The sequence below is a fragment of the Streptomyces sp. NPDC020884 genome, from assembly GCF_044333935.1.
In the GTDB taxonomy this organism is placed as follows: domain Bacteria; phylum Actinomycetota; class Actinomycetes; order Streptomycetales; family Streptomycetaceae; genus Streptomyces.
On sequence record NZ_JBIRRY010000005.1, the window covers coordinates 344,389 to 366,457 of the forward strand.

Sequence of the window (22,069 nt, forward strand, 5' to 3'; positions counted from 1 at the left end):
CCACGCCCCGGCCGCGGCCCTCTAGTCTGGTGCGGTACCGAACGGAGGGGTCAGCATGTACGGCTGGATCTGGCGGCATCTGCCGGGCAACGCATGGGTGCGGGGCGTCATCTCGCTCGTGCTGGTTCTGGCGGTCGTCTACGCACTGTTCCAGTACGTCTTCCCCTGGGCCGAGCCGCTGCTTCCGTTCGGTGACGTGACCGTCGACGGCGCGAGCGCCGGTGGAGCAGGAGCCGACCAGTGAGCGCACGCATCCTCGTCGTGGACAACTACGACAGCTTCGTCTTCAACCTCGTCCAGTACCTCTACCAGCTCGGTGCCGAGTGCGAGGTGCTGCGCAACGACGAGGTGACCACCGCCCACGCCCAGGACGGCTTCGACGGCGTCCTGCTCTCGCCGGGCCCCGGCACGCCCGAGCAGGCCGGTGTCTGCGTCGAGATGGTGCGCCACTGCGCGGACACCGGCGTTCCGGTCTTCGGCGTCTGCCTGGGGATGCAGTCGATGGCGGTGGCGTACGGCGGTGTCGTCGACCGGGCCCCCGAGCTGCTGCACGGCAAGACCTCCCCCGTGATCCACGAGGGCAAGGGCGTCTTCACCGGGCTGCCGTCCCCCTTCACCGCGACGCGCTACCACTCGCTCGCCGCCGAACCCGGCGCGCTGCCTCCGGAGCTGGAGGTCACCGCCCGCACGGCGGACGGCATCATCATGGGGGTCCGCCACCGCGACCGGGCGGTGGAGGGCGTGCAGTTCCACCCCGAGTCGGTGCTCACCGAGCACGGCCACCTGATGCTCGCCAACTGGCTGGAGCAGTGCGGGGACGAGGGGGCCGTCGCGCGGTCGGCGGGGCTCGCGCCGGTGGTGGGCAAGGCCGCCGCGTGACCGCAGGCCGTCCCGGGCCGGACGCCGGACCGGAGGGCCCTCACGCGCGAGGGCCGTACGGGCCCGACGACGCGTTCGTGGCGGCGGTGGACGGCCTCGCGGATCCGCTCAACGACCCGCTGCCCGGCGTGGACCCGCTCAACGGTCCGCTGCCCGGCGTGGACCCGCTCACCGACCCGTTGCCCGGTGGGCACGGCTCGCCGTGGTTCCGGGCGGACAACATCCCGGGCGACCCGGGCACGGCGGCGGCACCGGCGTACGAAGCCGGGTATGCACCCCACCAAGGGTCTCAGCAGCCCCAGGGAGCCCCCAGCGAGTGGTACGACCCCGCTGGGTACCAACGGGACTGGTACGCGCCTCAGGAGCCGTCTGCGCGAATAGCGGCGGCCGAGCAGCGGGCCCCGGTCCCCGACCCTTCCGCCGAGCCGCGCACCGAGGTCATCGGCGCAGTCGCCGGGGGGCCCGCCGAGCCGCGCACCGAAGTCATCCCCCGCATCCCGGCCGAGCCCGCCGGGGCGTACGGGACCGCCACGCCGTTCGAGCCGGCCCAGGAGCAGGGGGCCGGCGCGGAAACCCCCGCCGACGACGTGGGAGGCGACGGCCCGCCTCCCTCCGGCGGGCGGGCCGAGCGGCGACGGGCGGCCAAGGGGCGCGGCCGTCGGCGTCCGGGAGCGGTCGCGGAGCAGGCCGCCCCGGCCGCCGCCCCGATGTCCCGGGTGGAGGCCCGGCGCGCGGCGCGGGCGGCGAAGGACAGTCCGGCGGTCGTCGCCAGCCGGGTGGTCGGCGAGGTGTTCATCTCGCTGGGCGTGCTGATGCTGCTGTTCGTCACCTACCAGCTCTGGTGGACCAACATCCGGGCCGAGCAGATCGCCGGCAAGGAGACGAACCGGATCCAGGACGAATGGGCCAACGGCGACCGGAAGCCCGGGGTGTTCGCACCCGGCCAGGGCTTCGCGATCATGCACATTCCCAAGCTGGACGTCGTCGCGCCGATCGCCGAGGGCATCGACAAGGAGAAGGTCCTCGACCGGGGGATGATCGGCCACTACGGCGAGGGCAAGCTCAAGACCGCGATGCCCTCCGACGAACAGGGCAACTTCGCGGTGGCCGGTCACCGCAACACCCACGGCGAACCGTTCCGCTACATCAACAAGCTCGTCCCCGGTGACCCGATCGTGGTCGAGACGCAGGACGCCTACTACACGTACGAGATGGCCAGCATCCTCCCGCAGACCTCGCCGTCCAACATCTCGGTGATCGAGCCGGTCCCGGCCGGTTCGGGGTTCGAGGGGCCGGGCAAATACCTCACGCTGACGACCTGCACCCCGGAATTCACGAGTACCTACCGGCTGATCGTCTGGGGCAAGATGGTCGACGAACGGCCGCGCAGCGAGGGAAAGCCCGACGCGCTCGTCGGCTGAACATCCTCACGACAGGGACGGTGCGGTGGCAGCGAGGACCGAGCACGACGAGCGGACCGACACATCCCCGCCCCCGGCGCGCCGGCGCGTCCGCCACCCCGTCGCGACGGCCGTCAGCGTCTTCGGTGAACTGCTGATCACCGCGGGCCTGGTGCTCGCGCTGTTCGTCGCGTACTCCCTGTGGTGGACCAACGTGCTCGCCGACCGCGAGGCCGACAGACAGGGCGACACGGTCCGCAGCAGGTGGGCGGACGGGCCGGGCGCCCTGGACACCAAGGACGGCATCGGCTTCCTGCACGTGCCCGCCATGAAGAACGGCGAGGTGCTGGTCAAGAAGGGCACCGATCCCAAGACCCTCAACAACGGCATCGCGGGCTACTACACGGACCCCGTCGAGTCGGGCCTCCCCTGGGACGACGAGGGCAACTTCACGCTGGCCGCCCACCGCGACGGGCACGGCGCCAAGTTCCACAACATCCACAAGCTCAAGAACGGCGATCCGGTCGTCTTCGAGACCAAGGACACCTGGTACGTCTACAAGGTCTACAAGACGCTCCCCGAGACGTCGAAGTTCAACGTCGACGTGATCCAGCCGGTCCCGGAGGAGTCGGGCGTCGGGGAGCCGGGCCGCTACATCACGTTGACGACCTGCACCCCGGTCTACACCTCGAAGTACCGGTACATCGTCTGGGGCGAGCTGGAGCGTACGGAGAAGGTCGACAAGGACCGCACGCGGCCGGTGGAGCTGCGCTGAGCCGTCCGCGCCGAGCACGCGTACGCGTAGCGCGCACACGCCCACGGGAAGGGCCCCGGTCACCATCGTGGTGACCGGGGCCCTTCGCCGTACGCGGTGGGGTGCGCGGTGGCGGTCAGTCGCCCGCGCCTCCGAAGAGGCCGCCTCCGCCGTTCCCGTTGTCTCCGCCGCCGCCCTCGATGGTCACGACGGTGACGGTGCTGCCCTTGTCCGCCGGGGTGTTCGGCGCCGGGCTGCTCGTGATCACCCGGGCGTTCGGCTTGTCGACCGAACCGGGGGAGAGTGCGACCACGAAGCCGAGCCCTTCGAGCTGGCCCTTCACGTCCTGGTACGACTTGCCGCCGAGGTCACCGGGGATCTGGACCTTCTCCGGCTGCGCCGGCCCCTTGGAGACCTTCAGGACGATCTGCACGTCCTTGGCCTGCTTGCTCGGGCCCGCGGGGGTCTGCTCGACCACTTCACCGGCCGGCTTCTCCGAGTCCACGTCGGCCCGTGAGACGTTGGTGAACCCGAGCTGGTTGAGCTGGGTCACCGCTGCGTCGTACTGACGGGTGAGCACGTTGGGCATCGGGTCGGTCGTCTGCATGGCCACCGTGATGGTGATCTCGGCCCCGTCCTCGGCCTTCTCGCCGCCCTTGGGGTCCTGCTTGATCACGGTCCCCTCGGTCTCCTCGGACTCCGCCGTGGTGACGTTGACCGTGAAGCCCTTCTTCTCCAGCTCCTCGCGGGCTCCGTCCTCGGACTTCTCCAGGACGTTGGGGACCTCGATCTTCGGCGCTCCGGCGGAGACGACGACCGTGACGGTGCCGTCCTTGTCCATCAGCGCGTCGGCCGTCGGATCCTGCGAGCAGATCTCGCCCTTCTCCTGCTCCTCGCACGGTTCCTCGGTGCCGACCTTCACGGTGACGCCGGCGTTTTCCGCGAGTCTCTTCGCGCCGTCGAGCGTGGAGCCCACCAGGTTCGGGGCCTTGATCTGGCCGTCGTCGCTGTTCGGGGTGAAGATCACCCGGCCGATCAGGATCGCGCCGACGAGCACCAGAATGCCCGCGACGACCAGCAGGATCGTCGAGGTGTTGCTCTTCTTCTGCTGGCGCCGACGGCCCGCGCGGTCGTCGTAGCCGTAGCCGTCGTCCGGATTGACCGGCGGCAGCATCGAGGTCTGCGCGTTGTTCGGGTCGGTCGGGCGCAGGGCCGCGGTGGGCTGGTCGCTGTTGTAGCCGTCGTAGCCCCCGTACCCCGCGGCGCCCATCGCCGCCGTGGCCGCGACCGGCTGGCCGTCGAGGCAGGCCTCGATGTCGGCCCGCATCTCGTCGGCGGACTGGTAGCGGTAGTCCGGGTCCTTGGTCAGCGCCTTGAGGACGATCGCGTCCATCTCGGGCGTGATCTCGGGGTCGAAGTTGCTCGGCGGCTGCGGCTCCTCCCGGACGTGCTGGTAGGCCACCGCGACGGGCGAGTCCCCGACGAACGGGGGCCGCACGGCGAGCAGCTCGTACAGCAGGCAGCCGGTGGAGTACAGGTCGGAGCGCGCGTCGACCTGCTCGCCCTTGGCCTGCTCCGGGGAGAGGTACTGGGCGGTGCCGATGACCGCGGCGGTCTGCGTCATCGTCATCCCGGAGTCGCCCATGGCGCGGGCGATGCCGAAGTCCATGACCTTGACCTGACCGGTGCGCGTCAGCATGACGTTCGCCGGTTTGATGTCACGGTGGACGATCTGGGCGCGGTGCGAGTACTCCAGGGCCTGGAGGATGCCGACCGTCATCTCCAGCGTGCGCTCGGGGAGCAGTCTGCGACCGGAGTGCAGCAGTTCCCTCAGCGTCGACCCGTCGACGTACTCCATCACGATGTACGGGATGGAGACCCCGTCGACGTAGTCCTCGCCGGTGTCGTACACGGCGACGATCGCGGGGTGGTTGAGCGAGGCGGCCGACTGGGCCTCACGGCGGAACCGGGCCTGGAAGGACGGGTCGCGGGCCAGATCGGCCCGGAGCGTCTTCACAGCTACGGTGCGGCCGAGCCGGGTGTCGTGGGCGAGGTAGACCTCAGCCATGCCACCACGGCCGAGCACCGAGCCCAGCTCGTACCGGCCGCCGAGGCGACGCGGCTCTTCCATAACTGTTCCAGCCCTCTCCGTCAGTCCCGACCGCACCCGTGTGTGGTCCGCGGCGGTGCGCTGTTCGCGCATACGCTACCGGGCACGGGTGACGTGATCAGCCCGCACCCGTCAGCCGATATCCGACCGGTATCCGATGTCCGGTATGACGGGCGGCAGCCGTGACAGGTCTCACTTCTTGGCGTCGATGACCGCCTTCATCACGTCGCGCGCGATGGGGGCGGCCAGCCCGCCACCGGAGATGTCGTCCCGGTTGGCGTTGCCGTCCTCGACCACGACGGCGACGGCGACCGGGGAACCGTTGTCGGTCTTCGCGTACGAGATGAACCATGCGTACGGCTTCTCGCTGTTGTTCAGACCGTGCTGTGCGGTACCGGTCTTGCCGCCCACTGTGACGCCGGGGATCTGCGCGTTGGTTCCCGTTCCGTCCTTGACGACGGTCTCCATCATCTGCTGGACCTTCTGGGCGTTCTCACCGGAGAGCGCGCGGCTGAGCTCTTCGGGCTCGTGGGTGTAGACCGGGTCCAGGTTGGGCGCCTGGCGTTCGGCGACCATGTACGGCTGCATCAGCCTGCCGTCGTTGGCGATCGCGGAGGCCACCATGGCCATCTGGAGCGGGGTGGTGCGGTTGGACGCCTGACCGATGCCGGCCATCGCGTTCTGCGGCCTGTTGTCCTCGGGGTAGATGCTCGCGTCGGCGCGGACGGGCGTGAAGACTTCCTTGTTGAAGCCGAACTTGTCCGTCTGCTCGATCATCTTCTTGTTGCCGAGGTCGTCGCTCATCTTCCCGAAGACGGTGTTGCACGACACGCGCAGGGCGTCGCGCAACGAGGCGTTCTCGCAGGGGATGTTGCCCTCGTTCTGGAGCTGCGTGGTGGACTGCGGCAGCGTCCAGGGCAGCGGCGACTCCGTCTTGGCGTCGATGTCGTCGTAGAGCCCGTTCTCGAGGGCTGCGGAGGCGGTGACGACCTTGAAGGTGGAGCCCGGGGGATAGGTCTCGCGCAGGGCCCGGTTGAGCATCGGCTTGTCCTTGTCCTTCAGGAGCTTCTGCCGGTTGTCCGAATCCTTGAGGGAGTTCCCGGCGAAGGACGAGGGGTCGTAGGACGGGGTGCTGGCGAGGGCGAGGATGGCGCCGGTCTTCGGGTCGAGGGCGACGGCCGCGCCCTTCTTGTCGCCGAGCCCCTTGAAGGCGGCCTTCTGGGCGTCCCCGTTCAGCGTGGTGACGATGTTGCCGCCCCGCTTCTTCTCGCCCGTGAACATCGACAGCGTCCGGTCGAAGAACAGCTGGTCGCTGTTGCCGGTGAGGATGCCGTCCTCGAGGTTCTCCAGCTGCGAGGAGTCGAAGGCCTGCGACGAATAGCCGGTCACGGGGGCCCACAGGGGCCCGTTCTTCCAGACCCGCTTGTACGTGAAGTCGCTGTCCTCGGTCTCGGCGGACCCGGTGATGGCCTTGCCGTCGACGATGATGTCGCCGCGCTCGTGGGCGTACCGCTCGATCTCGACGCGGCGGTTGTACTTGTGGCTGTTCAGCTCGTCGGCGCGGGCGTACTGGAGCCAGTTGTCCCGGATGAGCAGGGCGAGCATCAGGATGCCGCAGAAGATCGCGACGCGGCGCAAGGGCTTGTTCACGGGCGGACCACCTGCGTCATTTCGGCGTCGGTCGAGGGCGCGGGCGCCGGTGCCGGACGGCGGGCCGTGTCGCTGATGCGGATCAGGATGCCGATCAGGGCCCAGTTGGCGATGACCGACGATCCGCCTGCCGCGAGGAACGGCATCGTCATACCGGTGAGCGGGATGAGTCCCATGACACCGCCGGCGACGACGAAGACCTGGATGGCGAAGGCCCCGGAGAGCCCGATGGCCAGCAGCTTGCCGAACGGGTCGCGGGCGGCCAGCGCGGTGCGCACACCGCGCTCGACGATCAGCCCGTACAGCAGGAGGAACGCCATCACGCCGGCGAGCCCGAGCTCCTCGCCCACGGTGGCGAGGATGAAGTCGGTGTTGGCCGCGAAGAGGATGAGGTCGGAGTTGCCCTGGCCGAGTCCGGTCCCGAGCGTGCCGCCGGAGCCGAAGGCCATCAGCACCTGGGCCATCTGCTCACTGGCGGCATGAGTGCCCCAGCCGGCGAAGGGGTCGAGCCAGGCGGTGACCCGGTCCTGCACGTGCGGCTCGAAGGAGGCCACACCCACCGCGCCGACGGCCGACATGGTGAGGCCGAAGACGATCCAGCTGGTGCGCTCGGTCGCCACGTAGAGCATGACGACGAACATGCCGAAGAAGAGGAGCGAGGTGCCGAGGTCGGTCTCGAAGACGAGGATCAGGATCGACATCGCCCAGATGGCGAGGATCGGACCGAGGTCCCGCCCGCGAGGCAGGTACATGCCCATGAACCGGCGGCTGGCGAGGGCCAGGGCGTCGCGCTTCACCATCAGATAGCCGGAGAAGAAGATCGCGATGACGATCTTCGCGAACTCGCCGGGCTGGATGGAGCCGATGCCGGGGATGGTGATCCAGATCTTCGCGCCGAACTGGGCCGGGAAGAACATCGGCAGGATCAGCAGGATCAGCGCCAACACCATGGAGATGTAGGTGTAGCGCTGGAGGATGCGGTGGTCCTTCAGCAGGAGCAGCACACCGATGAACAGCGCCACGCCCATCGCCGAGAAGATCAGCTGCTTGGAGGCGGCGGGCGCGAAGCTGGGGAGCCGCGCCAGCCGCTCCGACTGGTCCAGGCGCCAGATCAGCGCCAGCCCCAGGCCGTTCAGCAGGGTGGCCAGCGGCAGCAGCAACGGATCGGCGTACTTGGCGAACCTGCGCACCACAAGATGGGCCACGCCGCCGAGCAGGGCGAGCCCCGCCCCGTAGCCGAGCATGCCCGCGGGCAGTTCGCCGTTGAGGGCGAGGCCCACGTTGGCGTAGGCGAACACCGAGATGGCGACGGCGAAGACGACGAGCGCCAGCTCGGTGTTGCGGCGGCTCGGTGCGTCGATCGCGCCGATGGTGGTCGTGTTGGTGACAACGCTCATGGTGCTGAAGGCCCCCTACGGCTTACTGCTTACCGCACTGCGGGACCAGCTTCTTCTCTTCCTCCGAGAGGCTGGGGCCGGGAGTGGGAGCGGTGGTCGGCTTGGTCCCCTTGGCGGAGGACGTGGCGGAAGTCCTGGTGGCGGGGGCTCCGGCGGTGCCGCCGGCCTCGCCCTCGCCCGTACGGGCCCGGTTCTCGGCGTCGGCCGCGCGGCGCTGCGCGTCCTTCTTGCAGGCGGAGGCCTGGGCGGCGAGCTCGGCGACCTTCTTGCGGGCGTCGGTGATGTTGCCCTCGGCGATGGTCGACTCGACCTGCTTGCGCTGGTACGGCGGCAGGTACTTGAGCTCGATCTCGGGGTGGTTCTTCTCGACCTTCGAGAGCGAGACCCAGGCGAGGTCCTGGCTGATGCCCTGGAACAACGCGACGTTCTCGTCCTGCGCGCCGACGTAGTACTGCGTCTGCGTCCAGCGGTAGCCGCCGTACAGACCGCCGCCGATCACGGCCAGCGCCAGCACGATGTAGAGAGAGCGCTTCAGCCACTTACGGCCGCCGGGCTTGGCGAAGTCGTCGTCCGTGTAGGCGTCGTAGGAGCCGTCCGGCATGCCCCCGTAGCCGACGTCGCCGCTGCCGGGCGGGCCGAAGCCGCCAGCGGGCGGGGGCACGGGCCGGCCGAGGCCGGCGGCGCGTCCGGCGGGCGTCTGCATGGCTCCGCCGTCGCCCAGCTGGGCCTGGTTCTCCGCGACCGCGCCGACGACGACCGGGGTGTCGTTGAGCTGCCCGGCCAGGCTGTCGTTGCCGTCGACGTCCAGGACGTCGGCGACGATGCAGGTGATGTTGTCGGGGCCGCCGCCGCGCAGAGCGAGCTGGATCAGCTCCTGGATGGTCTCCTGCGGGCCCTGGTAGCTGGCGAGGGTCTCTTCCATCGTCTGGTGCGAGACAACGCCGGAGAGGCCGTCCGAGCAGATCAAGTAGCGGTCGCCGGCGCGGACTTCGCGGATGGAGAGGTCCGGTTCGACATGGTCGCCGCTGCCCAGCGCCCGCATCAGCAGGGAGCGCTGCGGGTGGGTGGTGGCTTCTTCCTCGGTGATCCGGCCCTCGTCGACGAGGCGCTGCACCCAGGTGTGGTCCTGGGTGATCTGCGTCAGGACGCCGTCGCGCAGCAGGTACGCGCGGGAGTCGCCGACGTGCACCAGGCCGAGGCGCTGACCGGTCCAGAGCAGGGCGGTGAGCGTGGTGCCCATGCCCTCCAGCTGGGGGTCCTCCTCGACCATGACGCGCAACTGGTCGTTGGCCTGCTGGACGGCCGTGCCGAGCGAGGTCAGGAGGTCGGATCCCGGCACGTCGTCGTCGAGCGGGACGAGCGTGGAGATCACCTCGGAGCTGGCGACCTCACCGGCCGCCTGGCCGCCCATGCCGTCGGCGATGGCGAGGAGCCGGGGACCGGCATAGCCGGAGTCCTCGTTGCCCTCCCGGATCATGCCCTTGTGCGACCCGGCGGCGAAGCGCAGCGACAGACTCATGCGCACCTCGTCCGTCGGCTCGGGGTACAGCCTGTCTCGAGCCACACTGCCCACCCTCCGGTCGGGAACCGGGCAGCGTCCGCCGTCGGGACCGCCGCGGCTCGCTCGCTCCGCTCGCTCATTGTCGTACTACTTCCGCAGCTCGATGACGGTCTTGCCGATACGGATCGGCGCGCCCAGCGGAACTGGTGTCGGGGTGGTGAGCCGGGTCCGTTCCAGATACGTGCCGTTGGTGGACCCGAGATCCTCGACGATCCACTGGCCGTCACGGTCCGGGTAGATCCTGGCATGCCTGCTGGACGCGTAGTCGTCATCCAGCACGATCGTTGAATCGTGGGCGCGGCCCAGGGTGATGGTCTGGCCCTGGAGCGCGACCGTGGTGCCCGTGAGCGTGCCTTCGGACACGACCAGCTTTGTGGGTGCCCCGCGGCGCTGCCGGCCGGGCTGCTGGCGCTGCTGGGGCGGCGCCGCTTGTTGTTGTTGGCGGCCCTGCTGGGGACGCGCGTCGGCGGCAGTGCGGCGTGAGCCGCGCTGCGTGACGCGCGTTCCGAACAGGTCGCTGCGGATGACCTGAACGGCCACGATGACGAACAGCCACAGAACAGCCAGGAAACCTAGCCGCATGACCGTCAGGGTCAGCTCTGACATTGCCCCCGCTTCACCCTTCGGCTTGCCGGTAAACGATGGTGGTGCTGCCCACGACGATCCGCGAGCCGTCGCGGAGCGTAGCGCGGGTGGTGTGCTGCCCGTCTACCACGATGCCGTTGGTAGACCCGAGATCCTGGATCGTCGAGGGCGTTCCGGTCCGGATCTCACAGTGCCGGCGCGATACGCCGGGGTCGTCGATCCGCACATCGGCGTCGGTGGATCGTCCCATCACCAACGTCGGGCGGGAGATCTGATGGCGGGTGCCGTTGATCTCGATCCAGCGCCGCGTCCGGGCGTCCGGCAGGGGGCCGGGCGTGGCCGGCGGACGCCGGTCGTTCGTGGGACCCGGGGGCCGTCCGGCGCCGGGCGGCGGGGCCGCCGGCATCGGCGGAGCGGCGCTCGGGGGGTAGCCGTAGCCGCCGGGAGCCTGCGGGGCGGCGGGCCGCCCGGTCGCGGGCTGCTGGGGCGGGGCCGACTGGTCCTGCTGTGACGAACTCGACGCCAGCGTGCGGCTGCGGACCCGGTAGAGCCCGGTGTCGAGGTCGTCGGCCTTCTCCAGATGGACCTTGATCGGACCCATGAAGGTGTAGCGCTGCTGCTTGGCGTAGTCGCGCACCAGGCCCGAGAGCTCGTCGCCCAGCTGACCGGAGTACGGGCTGAGCCGCTCGTAGTCGGGTGTGCTGAGCTCGACGATGAAGTCGTTGGGGACGACGGTCCGCTCGCGGTTCCAGATCGTTGCGTTGTTGTCGCACTCCCGCTGGAGGGCGCCGGCGATCTCGACGGGCTGCACCTCGGACTTGAAGACCTTGGCGAAGGTGCCGTTGACCAGCCCCTCGAGGCGCTGCTCGAAACGCTTCATGACCCCCATGGGGCACCTCCTCCGGTGTCATCGTCCCTGTACTGCTTACTGATCGTATCCACGCGTCGGGAAATCGGCTGGTTCCCCATGTCTGGCCTGTGGATGAGTGTCACCCCTCACACGGATCGTAGAGGTGGCCTCCTCACAGTGTCCCGCACCCGGGACCCACTCTGGAGGAGTGGGGGGCGATGGGTCGGGGTTCCCGCTTCCCCTCCCGGAGTCGGCGAAACAACGGATGTGAATCCACCCTGTCCACCGTGCTAATCTTCCGAATGTCGCCAGGCGCTCGCACCACACAGCGAGAGTCTGAAAACACCACTCATGCGCGAGTGGCGGAACGGCAGACGCGCTGGCTTCAGGTGCCAGTGTCCTTAGGGACGTGGGGGTTCAAATCCCCCCTCGCGCACAACGACAGTCGCTTGCGACTGTTGTAGTTGATTCGAGAGAACCCCCGCTTCGGAGAGATCCGGAGCGGGGGTTCTTCCGTTGTTCCGTGTTTTCGGCGGACGGGCGGGGTACGGACAGGCGGGTAAGTGCGGGGCGGCAGCGGTCGTCCGCAGGTGGTGATCCACCGGGTGCGGGCACGGTTTCCGGACAGACCGATAGCCGGTGCAACGGCGTACTTGCATACGCTGGCCGCAGAGGTTGGATCGACGGCGGCTCGGCGGTGAAGGGCTGAGCGCACAGAACGTCCCGGAGGCAGGAAATGGCGAAGCAGGCTCGCGCGGTTCAGACGTGGCGGTCGATCGTGGATGCCGCGGCGAGTGTCTTCGACGACTACGGCTACGAGCGTGCCGCCATCTCGGAGATTCTCCGTCGCGCCAAGGTCACCAAGGGGGCCTTGTACTTCCACTTCGCCTCCAAGGAGGCCATCGCCCAGGCGATCATGGACGAGCAGACCGCCACGGTCGAGTTCGAGCAGGAGGGCTCGCCGCTCCAGTCCCTGGTGGACGGCGGCCAGCAGTTCGCCTTCGCCCTGCGTCACAACGCGATGGCCCGTGCCGGTACCAGGCTCTCCATCGAGGGGGTCTTCCTCGGCGGACCGCATCCGTGGGGCGACTGGATCGACGCGACGGCCCGGATGCTGGAGCTGGGCAAGGAGCGCGGCGAGGTGTTCCCGCAGATCGACCCGATGGTGTCGGCCAAAATCATCGTCGCCTCGTTCACCGGCATTCAGCTGGTCTCGGAGGCCGACTCCGGTCGCGCCGATCTGCGGGAGCAGGTGGCGGAGATGTGGCGTCACATCCTCCCGTCGATCGCTCACCCCGGTGTCATCGCGCACATCAAGCCGGAGGGCCGGGTGGATCTGGCGGCCCAGGCGCGTGAGAAGGCGGAGCGGGAGGAGCAGGAGGCCAGGATCGCCGCGGAGGCCAAGGGCGCCGGCTCCGATTCCGCGACGGACTCGGGCTCCCGGTCGGGTGACGCGGGTCTGCGGGGCGGGCCGTCCGACCGGGGTACGCGGGAGGGGCGGACCGCCGAGGAGGGCGACGAGGAGCCCGCAGGTGCGCGGGTGGCGGCCGGAGGGGTCGTCTGATCCGCTCGCAGGGCGTGCTGTTCCTGAGGGTGTGCTGTTCTCGGAACGTGCTGTGTTTCACGTGAAACGACCGATTGATCGTGATCATCATGCGGCAGGGCCGCGGAGCTCGTGGAAGCTCCGCGGCCTGCCGCATTTCCGGGTTCTTCCGGTCCTCGCGGGTTCTCCCGGTTCTTGCGGTCGTGGGTGTCTCAGACGGCGAGGCGGGTGGCGAGGGCCTTCGCCTTCTCCCGGGCCTCGTCGAGCGCCTTGGCGCGGGAGGCCTCGGCGAGCGGGATCAGTTCGGCCATCGAGGGCTGCGAGTGGGCGAGGGTCAGCTCCGGAACGATGAAGTCCACCTCGATCGAGAGCATGCCGGAGAACACCTTCTCCAGGTAATTCTGGACAAATTCGAAGCTCTCGCGCGGGGTGCCCGCAGCGTACGAGCCGCCGCGGCTGGCGACGACGGTCACCGGGGTTCCGGCGACGGGGAAGTCCGGGCCCGCGTTGTGCCCGACGATGATCACCTGGTCCAGCCAGGCCTTGAGGGTGGACGGGATCGTGAAGTTGTACATCGGTGCGCCGATCAGGACGGCGTCCGCCGAGGCCAGTTCGTCGGCCAGTTCCCGGCGCAGCGGGTCGTCGGCGCCCGCGGCGGTGGCCCCGGCGTCCAGGTGGGGCAGCGGATCGGCGGCGAGGTCACGATGGATGACGGTGCCGTCCGGGTGCTGCTCGCGCCAGGCCTCGACGAACGCCGCGGTGACGTCGCGGGAGGCGGAGCCCTGGGGGAAGACGGCGGAGTCGAGGTGCAGAAGCGTGGCCATGGGGATCTCCACAGAGAGAGGAAAGGGACGAGGGCGGGTCGACGAGACCTCGCGGTCGTCCGTGTCGGATCCGTTCCGTACGTAACTACTAATAGCATAGCTACTTATTTTTAGTAAGCTACCCACGGTGGCGCAGTACGCTAGGGGTATGGCGGATCACAGCGAACAGACCTGTCGGCGGGTCGATGTGGGGATCAGTCGCGTCTTCGAGTTGTTCGGCAAGCGCTGGACCGGCCCGATCGTCTCGGTGCTGCTGCAGCGCCCGGTGCACTTCGCGGAGCTGCGCCGGGCGATTCCCGGGATCAGCGAGCGCATGCTCTCGGACCGGCTGACCGAACTCGGCGCGGCCGGCCTGGTGATCCGCGAGGTCGACGAGGGGCCGCCGCTGCGCGTCGCGTACCGGCTCACCGAGGCCGGCGCCGCGATGGAGCCCGCGCTCAAGGAACTGGGGCAGTGGGCGGACACCTATCTGACGCCGGAGGCCGGAACCGGCTGCTGACGGCGTCCCACCGGACCGGCGCTCCCCGTCTGTCCACCGGGGACTGGGGGCGGCTGTCCACAGGCCCCGGCCCGGACCGCGAATCGGCGGTACCGTCGTGCTCGGCCGCTGGTGGACAGGGCCGCTGGCCGGTCGGACAGCCGGGCAGCCGGAAGCGGTACGAGGGTGGGGGAGGCGACGCTCCATGGGCGGAACCGGGACGGCGATGCCGGAGCAGCGTGTCGCGAAGTCGGATCAGCGTATTCCGGTCGTGCCCGGGTTCGCCCGGCACGGGGCCACGCGTTCCCCGAAGGCGGCGGGCAAGGCGCTCCGCGACCGCGTGCCGCGGTCCTCGCACGACTCGCTGGTCCTGCCGTCGGGACGGCCGGACGCGGTGCGGGCGGTCGAGGAGTCGAACCGGGGCCGGGTGCCCGGACTGACGCCGATCCGGGTGGGCCGGATGGCGGCCACTCCGTTCGCCTTCCTGCGGGGTGCGGCCGGACTGATGGCCCACGACCTGATGGGCAGCCCGGTCACCGGAGTGGGCGCCCAGCTCTGCGGCGATGCGCACGCGGCCAACTTCGGCCTCTACGGCGATGCCCGGGGCAGCCTGGTCATCGATCTGAACGACTTCGACGAGACCGTCTTCGGGCCGTGGGAGTGGGACCTCAAGCGGCTGGCGACCTCCCTGGTGCTCGCGGGCCGGGCCGCCGGGGCCGACGAGGACACCTGCCGCCGGGGCGCGTACGACGCCGTCGGCGCCTACCGGCGCACGATGCGGCTGCTGGCCCGGCTGCCCGCCCTCGACGCCTGGAACGCCATCGCCGACGAGGAGCTCGTCTCGCACACCGACGCGCGTGACCTGGTCGGGACCCTGGAGCGGGTCTCGGAGAAGGCCCGCAACAACACCAGCGCCCGCTTCGCCGCCCGGTCCACCGAGGAGTGCGCCGACGGCGGCCGGCGCTTCGTCGACGCCCGGCCCGTGCTGCGCCGGGTGCCGGACGCCGAGGCCGCGGTCGTGGCCGCCGGACTGAGCGGCTATCTCTCCACCGTCTCCGAGGACCGGGTGCCGCTGCTGGCCCGGTACGCGATCCATGACGTGGCGTTCCGGGTGGTCGGCACCGGCAGCGTGGGGACCCGGTCGTACGTGGTGCTGCTGCTGGACCACCGAGGTGAGCCGCTCGTCCTCCAGGTGAAGGAGGCGCGCCCCTCGGTGCTCGCGCCCTATCTGCCCGCGGTCGGCTTCGACGTGCCGGAGGTGGCGCACGAGGGCCGCCGGGTGGTGCTCGGGCAGAAGCGGATGCAGGTCGTCAGCGACATCCTGCTCGGCTGGGCGGACGTCGACGGCCGGCAGTTCCAGGTCCGGCAGTTCCGGAATCGCAAGGGCAGCGTGGACCCCGCAGCGCTCGCGGCCGACCAGGTGGACGACTACGGGCGGATGACCGGCGCGCTGCTCGCGCGGGCGCACGCGCACAGCGCCGACCCCCGGCTGCTGGCGGGCTACTGCGGCAAGAACGACGAGCTCGACACGGCCGTGGCCGCCTTCGCGGTGACGTACGCCGACCGCACGGAGGCGGATCACGCCGAGCTGGTGCGGGCGATCAAGGCGGGCAGGCTGGCCGCCGAGTTCGGTATATGACCGGTCCGTGAGGCGGTGGGCCCGGGGCCGGGGCCCACCGCGTGTGCGGCGCCGCCCGGCTGTGGCCATACGCTGGACGGGTGACCCACGAAGCCGCCGGGGTGCCGACCACCCGGAACGACGAAGACCGGCAGGACAACGACCGGCAGGACGCGCCGCAGCCCGCGCCCGAAGGGCAGGACGTCCCCGGGGCGTCGGACGCCTCCGGCGCCGCGGACGCCGCTGCCGGGGAGTCCGCCGGGCCCGAGGACGCCGCGCCGCGCCCCGAGGCGCGGCTGGCCAGGGCGGTGCAGGTCGCCGAGCAGGCGTTGATCGAGTTCGAGATCGCGGTGGAGACCTTCCGGGTGGAGGTCGAGAACTTCTCCCGGCTGCATCACCAGAGGCTCGGCCCGATGTACACCCGCCTCGACGAGCTGGACGCGCTGATCGCGGAGGCGTACGCCGCCCGGACCGGGGATCCGGAGGACGAGCGCAAGGCGCGGGAGGCGCGGGCGGTCGTCATGCCGATGCCCGGGGTCGACGAGCTGTTCCACGACTGGATGGACACCGACGGGCTGTCCCCCGAGGCCGCGGCCATGCTCACCGAGCAGCCGGTCCGGCCGCCGAAGCGGGTCAGGCCGAGCGAGGAGGCCCGCAAGCTCTACCGGGAGCTGGCCCGCAAGGCGCACCCGGACCTCGCCCAGGACGAGCCGGAGCGGCAGCGCCGGGACGAGTTCATCGCCCGGGTGAACGCCGCCTACGGGCGCGGCGACGTCGAGCTGCTCAAGGAGCTCGTGGCGGAGTGGGCGGCCGGTCCGGTGCGGCAGCCGCCGCCGCTGAGCGAGAGCGAGGAGCTCTACGCCCGGCTGGAGTGGCTCAGCCGGCGCAAGGAGCTGCTGACGGTGCTCGCCAAGGAGCTGGAGGAGGGCGCGATCGGCTCGATGCTGCGGATGGCCCCGGACGACCCGGATCAGCTGCTGGAGGACATCGCGGAGCAGCTGCTGGGCGAGGTGTCGCGGCGTGAGGCCGAGCTCGCGGAGATGGTGCAGTAGCGTTCCGTTTGACCCTGCCGTGTATGTACGAGAGAAGGCATGACCCATGAATTTCGCCCCGCTGCCCTCGGTGGACGCCGCGGCGGTGCCGTCGGACGGCTTCGTCCTGGACGTCCGTGAGAACGACGAGTGGGCGGCCGGTCACGTCGAGGGTGCCCTGCACATCCCGATGAGCGACTTCGTGGGCCGGTTCGGCGAACTGACCGCGACCGCCGACGACGGCCGGCGCGTGCATGTGATGTGCCGGGTCGGCGGCCGGTCGGCCCAGGTCACCCAGTACCTGGTCCAGCAGGGCGTCGACGCGGTGAACATCGACGGCGGCATGCAGGCCTGGGACGGCGCGGGCCGCCCGATGGTCACGGACAGCGGCACGCCGGCCTTCGTCCTCTGAGCCCTGCCGGGGCCGGTCCCCGGCGTCAGCCGAGCGGGTGCGCGGCCAGCAGGTCCCCGAGGGCCTCTTCATGGGCTGAGGCCGGGCCGAGGGAGAGTTCGATCTGCTTGGCCCAGGCGTGGAAGCGGTGCAGCGGGTAGTCGGTGTCCGCGCCGAAGCCGCCGTGCAGGTGCTGCGCGGTCTGCACGACGCGGCGGACCCCGTCGGAGGCCCAGATCTTCGCCACGGCCACATCGCCCGCGACGGGCAGCGGGCCCCCGGCGTCGGTGGAGATCCGCCAGGCGGCCTGCCAGAGCGTCGCCTCCATCGCCCGCAGATCGATGTACCGGTCGGCGGCCTGGACCGCCACCGCCTGGAACGTGGCCACCGGGAACCCGAACTGCTCCCGCTTGCCGGTGTATTCGGCGGTCATCGCGAGCACTTGCTCGCCCAGTCCCAGCGCGAGCGCGCAGGTTCCCGTGGTGAGCAGGGACCGCAGCCATTCCCAGCAGCCCGCGGTGTCGATCAGCTCGCGGGCCGCCACGCGCACGGCGTCGAGCCGGACCTCGGCCAGGCGTTCACCGTTGGTGGAGACCTGGTCCGCCAGGGTGACGCCGTCGCGGGTGCGGGGCACGAGGGCCAGGACCGGGCGGCCCTCGGCGGTGTGCGCGGGGACGGCGATCCAGTCGGCCACCTGGGCCCAGGGAACCGCGGACTGCACCCCGTCCAGCACCCAGCCGGAGTCCGCTGCCGATGTCCCGTTCTCCCCGGCCTCGCTGTACGGCCGTGCGGTGACGGCGAGTTCGGCCGGATCGTGGCCGCTGCGCCCGTTGGCGCCGACGGTCAGGATCAGTTCGCCCCGGCCGGCCCGGGGCAGCAGCTCGGCCGCGAGGCTGTTCTCGCCGTACCGCTGGAGGGCCGTCGCGACCGCGCAGGTCTCCAGCAGGGGAACCCGCGCCAGGACTCTGGCCGACTCCCGCAGGACGAGGCAGAGCGCGATCGGGTCGAGCCCCGAGCCGCCGTGGTCCGGCGACAGGGTGAGCCCGAGCAGGTCCGCGCGCGCCAGCTCGTCCCACAGCTGCCGGTCGATGTCCTGCGCCACGGCGCCCGGGGTCAGCGCGGGGCTGGGCGCGCGGTCGGGCGCGACACCCGAGAAGACGGCCCTGGCCGCCTCGACGGCCGCCTGCTGTTCCTCGGTGAAGGTGAAGTCCACTGTCCCGGCCTCCCGCTAACCGTTGACGACCTGACGGGTCGTCAAGATAGAACAGGTTCTATGGGAAGGGAACAGCGCGGCGGCGCGCGGGTGCCTCAGCGGTCGAAGTCGAGCTCCACCTCCGGGGTGAGCGGATGCGACTGGCAGGCCAGCACGAACCCCGCCCCGGTCTCCTCCGGTTCCAGCGCGAAGTTGCGGTCCATCCGGATCTCGCCCGACACGAGGAACGCCCGGCAGGTCCCGCAGACCCCGCCCTTACAGGCGTAGGGGGCGTCCGAACGGCTCCGCAGGACCGTCTCCAGCAGGGATTCGGAGTCCTGCACGGGCCAGCTGCCCGAGCGGCCGTGGAGGGTGGCCGTCAGCAGGGAGTCGGACGGGGCGGCGACCTTGACCACCGTCGCGTCGGCGGGGCCCTCGTCGACGTGGAAGATCTCCTGGTGGACCCGGGACCGGTCGACGCCGAGGGCTTTGAGGGCCTTCTCCGCGCCCCGTACGAGGCCGAGCGGCCCGCACAGGAACCAGCCGTCCACCTCCGGCACCGGCAGTACGGCGGGCAGAAGGGCGGTGAGCCGTTCGGCGTCCAGCCGCCCGGAGGGGAGCCCGGCCGACTGTTCCTCCCGGGAGAGCGCGGTGACCAGCTGGAAGCGGTCCGGATAACGGTCCTTGAGGTCGGCCACCTCGTCGAGGAACATTGTCGAGGCCGCCGTGCGGTCGCTGCGGATCAGGCAGAACCGAGCCGTCGGCTCCCGTGAGAGCAGGGTGGCCGCCATCGACAGCACCGGGGTGATGCCGCTGCCGCCGACGACCGCCGCGAACAGCCCCGGGCGCGGCTTCAGGACGAAGCGGCCCATCGGGGGCATCGCCTCCACCCGGTCGCCGACGGCCAGTTCCTTCAGGGCGTACGTGGAGAACGCCCCGCCCTCGACCATGCGGATGCCCACCCGCAGCACCGGTTCGCCGGGCTGCTCGGTGGCCGGTGCGCAGATCGAGTACGACCGGCGGATCTCCTGGCCGTCCACGGTGTAGCGCACGTTCAGATGCTGGCCTGGGGTGTGGCGGAAGGTCTCGCGCAGCTCGGCCGGGACGGCCAGGGTCACAGCCACCGCATCGTCCGTGATCCGTTCGATCGCGCTGACCCGGAGCGGATGGAACATCTACAACTCCTTGAAGTGGTCGAACGGTTCACGACAGGCGACGCAGCGGCGCAGGGCCTTGCACGCCGTGGAGGAGAACCGGCTGAGCAACTCCGTGTCCGTGGAGCCGCAGTGCGGGCAGCGGACCGAGAGGGTCAGCGGCACCGGGCCGCCGTCGGCGCTGTGGGCGCGCGGCGGCGCTATGCCGAACTCGGCGAGCTTGCGCCGCCCTTCGGCGCTGATGTCGTCCGTCGACCAGGCCGGCGCCAGGACCGTGACCACGGAGACGTCCGGGACGCCGTGGTCGTGCAGCACCCGCTCGATGTCGGCGGACATGGCCTCGATCGCCGGGCAGCCGGTGTAGGTCGGGGTGAGCTGCACGGTCACCCGGCCCGGACCGTCCAACCGAACGTCCCGCAGGACGCCGAGCTCCGCCAGGGTCAGCACCGGGAGCTCGGGGTCGGGCACGGATCCGGCGAGGCCGCGCAGCTCCGCCTCCAGCCGGGTGTCGGTCACCATGACGCCCCCGGGTGGCTGCGGTGCAGGTGCTGCATCTCGGCGATCATGCGGCCGAACGGCTCGGTGTGCAGGCCCTGCCGGCCCGCGCCCGCCGCCCAGCCCCCGGACCGCGGGCCCGCCGGGAGGGCCAGGCCGGCCCGCTCGACGACATCGGTGACGGCGGCGAGCCAACCGCTCTGGAGCGTCTGCCAGTCGACACCGGAGTCCGGGGCGTCGAGCCCTTCGACCGGCTGGAACATCTCGCCGGTGAACCGCCACAGCGCGTCCAGGCCGCTCTGCATCCGGCGGTGGCTCTCGTCCGTGCCGTCGCCGAGCCTCAGGACCCACTGCTCGGCGTGGTCGCGGTGGTAGGCCACCTCCTTCACGGCCTTGCCCGCGAGGCCGGTGAACTCACCGTCCCCGGCCGCCAGCCGCTCGTACAGCAGGTGCTGGTACACCGAGAAGTAGAGCTGCCGGGCGATGGTGTGGGCGAAGTCCCCGTTCGGCTGCTCGACCAGCTGGAGGTTGCGGAAGGACCGCTCCTCGCGGAGGTAGGCGAGCTCGTCCTCGTCGCCGACGAGCGAGAGCAGCACCCGCGCCTGTCCCAGCAGGTCCAGGGCGATGTTGGCGAGCGCCACCTCCTCCTCCAGGACGGGGGCGTGGCCGGCCCACTCCCCCAGCCGGTGCGAGAGCACCAGCGCGTCGTCGCCGAGGGCGAGTGCGGCGCTCACAGGTGCTTCACCCCGTCCGGGATCTCGTAGAACGTCGGGTGGCGGTAGGGCTTGTCGCCGGCCGGCTCGAAGAAGGAGTCCTTCTCGTCGGGGGACGAGGCGGTGATCTCGGTGGACGGGACCACCCAGATCGAGACGCCCTCCGAGCGGCGGGTGTAGAGGTCGCGGGCGTTGCGCAGGGCCATCTCGGCGTCCGGCGCGTGCAGGCTGCCCGCATGGGTGTGGGACAGTCCGCGCCGCGAGCGCACGAACACCTCCCACAGAGGCCAGTCGGTCGAGCTGCTCATGCCGTTTCCTCCCCATGCTGCGCGGACGCGCTGTTCTGTGCCGATGCCGATGCCGATGCGTGGGCCGGTGGCTGTGCCGGGGCCCCTGCCGGTGAGGCGGGTGTCACGGCCGGGGCGTGCTTGGCCGCGTACGCGGCCGCCGCGTCCCGGACCCAGGCGCCTTCCTCGTGGGCCCTGCGACGCTGGGTGATCCGCTCGTCGTTGCAGGGGCCGTTGCCCTTGAGGACCGCCTGGAACTCCGCCCAGTCGATCGCGCCGAAGTCGTGCCGGCCGAGCTCCTCGTTCCACCGGATGTCGGGGTCCGGGAGCTCCAGGCCCAGCGCCTCGGCCTGGGGCACGCAGATGTCCACGAAGCGCCGACGCAGCTCGTCGTTGGAGTGCCGCTTGATCTTCCAGGCCATGGACTGCTCGGAGTGCGACGACGCGTCGTCGGGCGGGCCGAACATCATCAAGGAGGGCCACCACCAGCGGTTCACCGCGTCCTGGGCCATGGCGTGCTGGGCCTCGGTGCCGCGGCTGAGGGCGAGCAGCAGCTCGTACCCCTGGCGCTGGTGGAAGGACTCCTCCTTGCAGATGCGGACCATCGCGCGGGCGTAGGGGCCGTAGGAGCAGCGGCAGAGCGGCACCTGGTTGGTGATCGCGGCCCCGTCCACCAGCCAGCCGATCGCGCCGACGTCGGCCCAGGTCAGCGTGGGGTAGTTGAAGATCGACGAATAGCGCTGGCGGCCGGCGTGAAGCTTGTCGAGCAGCTCCTCGCGGCTGGTGCCCAGGGTCTCGGCGGCGCTGTAGAGATACAGGCCGTGGCCTGCCTCGTCCTGCACCTTGGCCATGAGGATCGCCTTGCGGCGCAGCGAGGGCGCCCGGGTGATCCAGTTGGCCTCGGGCTGCATGCCGATGATCTCCGAGTGCGCGTGCTGGGCCATCTGGCGGACCAGCGTCGCCCGGTAGGCGTCGGGCATCCAGTCGCGCGGCTCGATCCGCTCGTCCGCCGCCACGGTCGCGTCGAAGGCCGCGAGGCGCTCCGCGCCCGCCGCGTCCACCGCATCCGCCGTGCCGAGCGTCTTCTGCGTCGTCTGGTCCGCAGTCACTGCCGCCATCCCGGGCTCCCTACCGACCGATCGTTCGGTTCCTTGACT

At 70.7% G+C, this 22,069-nt stretch carries 22 protein-coding genes and 1 tRNA gene; 10 read left to right on the forward strand and 13 right to left on the reverse strand.

Annotation, left to right across the window (positions count from 1 at the left end; all coding sequences use genetic code 11):
• The first annotated feature begins 55 nt into the window (after positions 1-55).
• Genes ACH4UK_RS18445 through ACH4UK_RS18460 form a run of 4 tightly spaced genes read left to right on the forward strand, consistent with a single transcriptional unit; the run spans position 56 to position 3,054 of the window.
• Positions 56-244, forward strand: a complete 189-nt coding sequence (locus ACH4UK_RS18445; protein WP_047177645.1) for a hypothetical protein — start codon at positions 56-58, stop codon at positions 242-244.
• Positions 241-879, forward strand: a complete 639-nt coding sequence (locus ACH4UK_RS18450; RefSeq protein WP_398357463.1) for an aminodeoxychorismate/anthranilate synthase component II — start codon at positions 241-243, stop codon at positions 877-879. The genes ACH4UK_RS18445 and ACH4UK_RS18450 overlap by 4 nt, the downstream gene beginning before the upstream one ends.
• Entirely contained in the window at positions 876-2,300 is a 1,425-nt protein-coding gene (locus ACH4UK_RS18455) for a class E sortase (protein ID WP_398357465.1), read from the forward strand. The genes ACH4UK_RS18450 and ACH4UK_RS18455 overlap by 4 nt, the downstream gene beginning before the upstream one ends.
• Before the next feature lie 25 nt (positions 2,301-2,325).
• Positions 2,326-3,054, forward strand: a complete 729-nt coding sequence (locus tag ACH4UK_RS18460; protein ID WP_398357467.1) for a class E sortase — start codon at positions 2,326-2,328, stop codon at positions 3,052-3,054.
• A gap of 115 nt (positions 3,055-3,169) precedes the next feature.
• Here the strand turns inward: ACH4UK_RS18460 and pknB are convergent, their stop codons facing one another.
• The 6 genes from pknB to ACH4UK_RS18490 all read right to left on the reverse strand — a co-directional run bounded on the left by pknB (position 3,170) and on the right by ACH4UK_RS18490 (position 11,225).
• On the reverse strand, positions 3,170-5,164 hold the full coding sequence (gene pknB / locus ACH4UK_RS18465; protein ID WP_398357469.1) for a Stk1 family PASTA domain-containing Ser/Thr kinase: 1,995 nt from the start codon (positions 5,162-5,164) through the stop codon (positions 3,170-3,172).
• Positions 5,165-5,335: 171 nt separating this feature from the next.
• A complete protein-coding gene (locus ACH4UK_RS18470; protein WP_398357471.1) occupies positions 5,336-6,793 on the reverse strand; it encodes a peptidoglycan D,D-transpeptidase FtsI family protein in 1,458 nt (485 codons plus the stop codon).
• Positions 6,790-8,190, reverse strand: coding sequence for an FtsW/RodA/SpoVE family cell cycle protein (locus ACH4UK_RS18475; protein WP_398357472.1), 1,401 nt, complete (start codon positions 8,188-8,190; stop codon positions 6,790-6,792). Before ACH4UK_RS18475 ends, ACH4UK_RS18470 begins: the two co-directional genes overlap by 4 nt.
• Before the next feature lie 22 nt (positions 8,191-8,212).
• Positions 8,213-9,709 carry a PP2C family protein-serine/threonine phosphatase gene (locus ACH4UK_RS18480; RefSeq protein WP_398357769.1) on the reverse strand — a complete coding sequence of 499 codons (1,497 nt, stop codon included), beginning with the start codon at positions 9,707-9,709 and terminating at the stop codon, positions 8,213-8,215.
• A gap of 129 nt (positions 9,710-9,838) precedes the next feature.
• Positions 9,839-10,357, reverse strand: a complete 519-nt coding sequence (locus ACH4UK_RS18485; RefSeq protein ID WP_003967913.1) for an FHA domain-containing protein — start codon at positions 10,355-10,357, stop codon at positions 9,839-9,841.
• Between the two features lie 10 nt (positions 10,358-10,367).
• Entirely contained in the window at positions 10,368-11,225 is an 858-nt protein-coding gene (locus ACH4UK_RS18490) for an FhaA domain-containing protein (protein WP_398357474.1), read from the reverse strand.
• Between the two features lie 314 nt (positions 11,226-11,539).
• On the opposite strand from ACH4UK_RS18490, the gene ACH4UK_RS18495 reads away from it, so the two are divergent.
• A tRNA-Leu gene (locus tag ACH4UK_RS18495) sits at positions 11,540-11,622 on the forward strand.
• Positions 11,623-11,922: 300 nt separating this feature from the next.
• A complete protein-coding gene (locus ACH4UK_RS18500) occupies positions 11,923-12,750 on the forward strand; it encodes a ScbR family autoregulator-binding transcription factor (protein ID WP_398357476.1) in 828 nt (275 codons plus the stop codon).
• A 191-nt stretch (positions 12,751-12,941) separates the two neighbouring features.
• Here ACH4UK_RS18500 and ACH4UK_RS18505 read toward each other — a convergent pair whose 3' ends face one another.
• On the reverse strand, positions 12,942-13,553 hold the full coding sequence (locus ACH4UK_RS18505; protein ID WP_398357478.1) for an FMN-dependent NADH-azoreductase: 612 nt from the start codon (positions 13,551-13,553) through the stop codon (positions 12,942-12,944).
• A gap of 148 nt (positions 13,554-13,701) precedes the next feature.
• Here ACH4UK_RS18505 and ACH4UK_RS18510 point away from each other — a divergent pair, with 148 nt between their 5' ends.
• The 4 genes from ACH4UK_RS18510 to ACH4UK_RS18525 all read left to right on the forward strand — a co-directional run bounded on the left by ACH4UK_RS18510 (position 13,702) and on the right by ACH4UK_RS18525 (position 17,092).
• The gene (locus ACH4UK_RS18510) at positions 13,702-14,052 is read left to right on the forward strand and encodes a winged helix-turn-helix transcriptional regulator (protein ID WP_398357480.1); all 351 of its coding nucleotides are present in this window, start codon (positions 13,702-13,704) and stop codon (positions 14,050-14,052) included.
• A 184-nt stretch (positions 14,053-14,236) separates the two neighbouring features.
• On the forward strand, positions 14,237-15,670 hold the full coding sequence (locus ACH4UK_RS18515) for a DUF2252 domain-containing protein (RefSeq protein ID WP_398357481.1): 1,434 nt from the start codon (positions 14,237-14,239) through the stop codon (positions 15,668-15,670).
• A gap of 80 nt (positions 15,671-15,750) precedes the next feature.
• Positions 15,751-16,701 (forward strand): J domain-containing protein, encoded by a 951-nt coding sequence (locus ACH4UK_RS18520; protein ID WP_398357483.1) that lies wholly within the window; start codon positions 15,751-15,753, stop codon positions 16,699-16,701.
• A 46-nt stretch (positions 16,702-16,747) separates the two neighbouring features.
• A complete protein-coding gene (locus ACH4UK_RS18525; protein ID WP_398357485.1) occupies positions 16,748-17,092 on the forward strand; it encodes a rhodanese-like domain-containing protein in 345 nt (114 codons plus the stop codon).
• A 25-nt stretch (positions 17,093-17,117) separates the two neighbouring features.
• On the opposite strand, the gene ACH4UK_RS18530 is transcribed toward ACH4UK_RS18525, so the two are convergent.
• The 6 genes from ACH4UK_RS18530 to paaA all read right to left on the reverse strand — a co-directional run bounded on the left by ACH4UK_RS18530 (position 17,118) and on the right by paaA (position 22,030).
• Entirely contained in the window at positions 17,118-18,284 is a 1,167-nt protein-coding gene (locus tag ACH4UK_RS18530; RefSeq protein WP_398357487.1) for an acyl-CoA dehydrogenase family protein, read from the reverse strand.
• Between the two features lie 95 nt (positions 18,285-18,379).
• The gene (locus ACH4UK_RS18535; protein ID WP_398357488.1) at positions 18,380-19,438 is read right to left on the reverse strand and encodes a 2Fe-2S iron-sulfur cluster-binding protein; all 1,059 of its coding nucleotides are present in this window, start codon (positions 19,436-19,438) and stop codon (positions 18,380-18,382) included.
• Positions 19,439-19,936 (reverse strand): 1,2-phenylacetyl-CoA epoxidase subunit PaaD, encoded by a 498-nt coding sequence (gene paaD / locus ACH4UK_RS18540; RefSeq protein WP_365551960.1) that lies wholly within the window; start codon positions 19,934-19,936, stop codon positions 19,439-19,441.
• The gene (gene paaC / locus ACH4UK_RS18545; RefSeq protein ID WP_398357490.1) at positions 19,930-20,646 is read right to left on the reverse strand and encodes a 1,2-phenylacetyl-CoA epoxidase subunit PaaC; all 717 of its coding nucleotides are present in this window, start codon (positions 20,644-20,646) and stop codon (positions 19,930-19,932) included. The genes paaD and paaC overlap by 7 nt, the downstream gene beginning before the upstream one ends.
• Positions 20,643-20,933 (reverse strand): 1,2-phenylacetyl-CoA epoxidase subunit PaaB, encoded by a 291-nt coding sequence (gene paaB / locus ACH4UK_RS18550; protein ID WP_018513917.1) that lies wholly within the window; start codon positions 20,931-20,933, stop codon positions 20,643-20,645. Before paaB ends, paaC begins: the two co-directional genes overlap by 4 nt.
• Positions 20,930-22,030 carry a 1,2-phenylacetyl-CoA epoxidase subunit PaaA gene (gene paaA, locus ACH4UK_RS18555; protein ID WP_398357492.1) on the reverse strand — a complete coding sequence of 367 codons (1,101 nt, stop codon included), beginning with the start codon at positions 22,028-22,030 and terminating at the stop codon, positions 20,930-20,932. The genes paaB and paaA overlap by 4 nt, the downstream gene beginning before the upstream one ends.
• Positions 22,031-22,069: the final 39 nt, after the last annotated feature.

Coding starts and splice junctions, on each gene's coding strand:
- ACH4UK_RS18445 (WP_047177645.1), top strand. CDS start 56: ATGTACGGCTGGATCTGGCGGCATCTGCCGGGCAACGCATGGGTGCGG.
- pknB (WP_398357469.1), bottom strand. CDS start 5,164: ATGGAAGAGCCGCGTCGCCTCGGCGGCCGGTACGAGCTGGGCTCGGTG.
- ACH4UK_RS18475 (WP_398357472.1), bottom strand. CDS start 8,190: ATGAGCGTTGTCACCAACACGACCACCATCGGCGCGATCGACGCACCG.
- ACH4UK_RS18480 (WP_398357769.1), bottom strand. CDS start 9,709: ATGAGTCTGTCGCTGCGCTTCGCCGCCGGGTCGCACAAGGGCATGATC.
- ACH4UK_RS18485 (WP_003967913.1), bottom strand. CDS start 10,357: ATGTCAGAGCTGACCCTGACGGTCATGCGGCTAGGTTTCCTGGCTGTT.
- ACH4UK_RS18490 (WP_398357474.1), bottom strand. CDS start 11,225: ATGGGGGTCATGAAGCGTTTCGAGCAGCGCCTCGAGGGGCTGGTCAAC.
- ACH4UK_RS18500 (WP_398357476.1), top strand. CDS start 11,923: ATGGCGAAGCAGGCTCGCGCGGTTCAGACGTGGCGGTCGATCGTGGAT.
- ACH4UK_RS18505 (WP_398357478.1), bottom strand. CDS start 13,553: ATGGCCACGCTTCTGCACCTCGACTCCGCCGTCTTCCCCCAGGGCTCC.
- ACH4UK_RS18510 (WP_398357480.1), top strand. CDS start 13,702: ATGGCGGATCACAGCGAACAGACCTGTCGGCGGGTCGATGTGGGGATC.
- ACH4UK_RS18515 (WP_398357481.1), top strand. CDS start 14,237: ATGGGCGGAACCGGGACGGCGATGCCGGAGCAGCGTGTCGCGAAGTCG.
- ACH4UK_RS18525 (WP_398357485.1), top strand. CDS start 16,748: ATGAATTTCGCCCCGCTGCCCTCGGTGGACGCCGCGGCGGTGCCGTCG.
- ACH4UK_RS18535 (WP_398357488.1), bottom strand. CDS start 19,438: ATGTTCCATCCGCTCCGGGTCAGCGCGATCGAACGGATCACGGACGAT.
- paaD (WP_365551960.1), bottom strand. CDS start 19,936: ATGGTGACCGACACCCGGCTGGAGGCGGAGCTGCGCGGCCTCGCCGGA.
- paaB (WP_018513917.1), bottom strand. CDS start 20,933: ATGAGCAGCTCGACCGACTGGCCTCTGTGGGAGGTGTTCGTGCGCTCG.
- paaA (WP_398357492.1), bottom strand. CDS start 22,030: ATGGCGGCAGTGACTGCGGACCAGACGACGCAGAAGACGCTCGGCACG.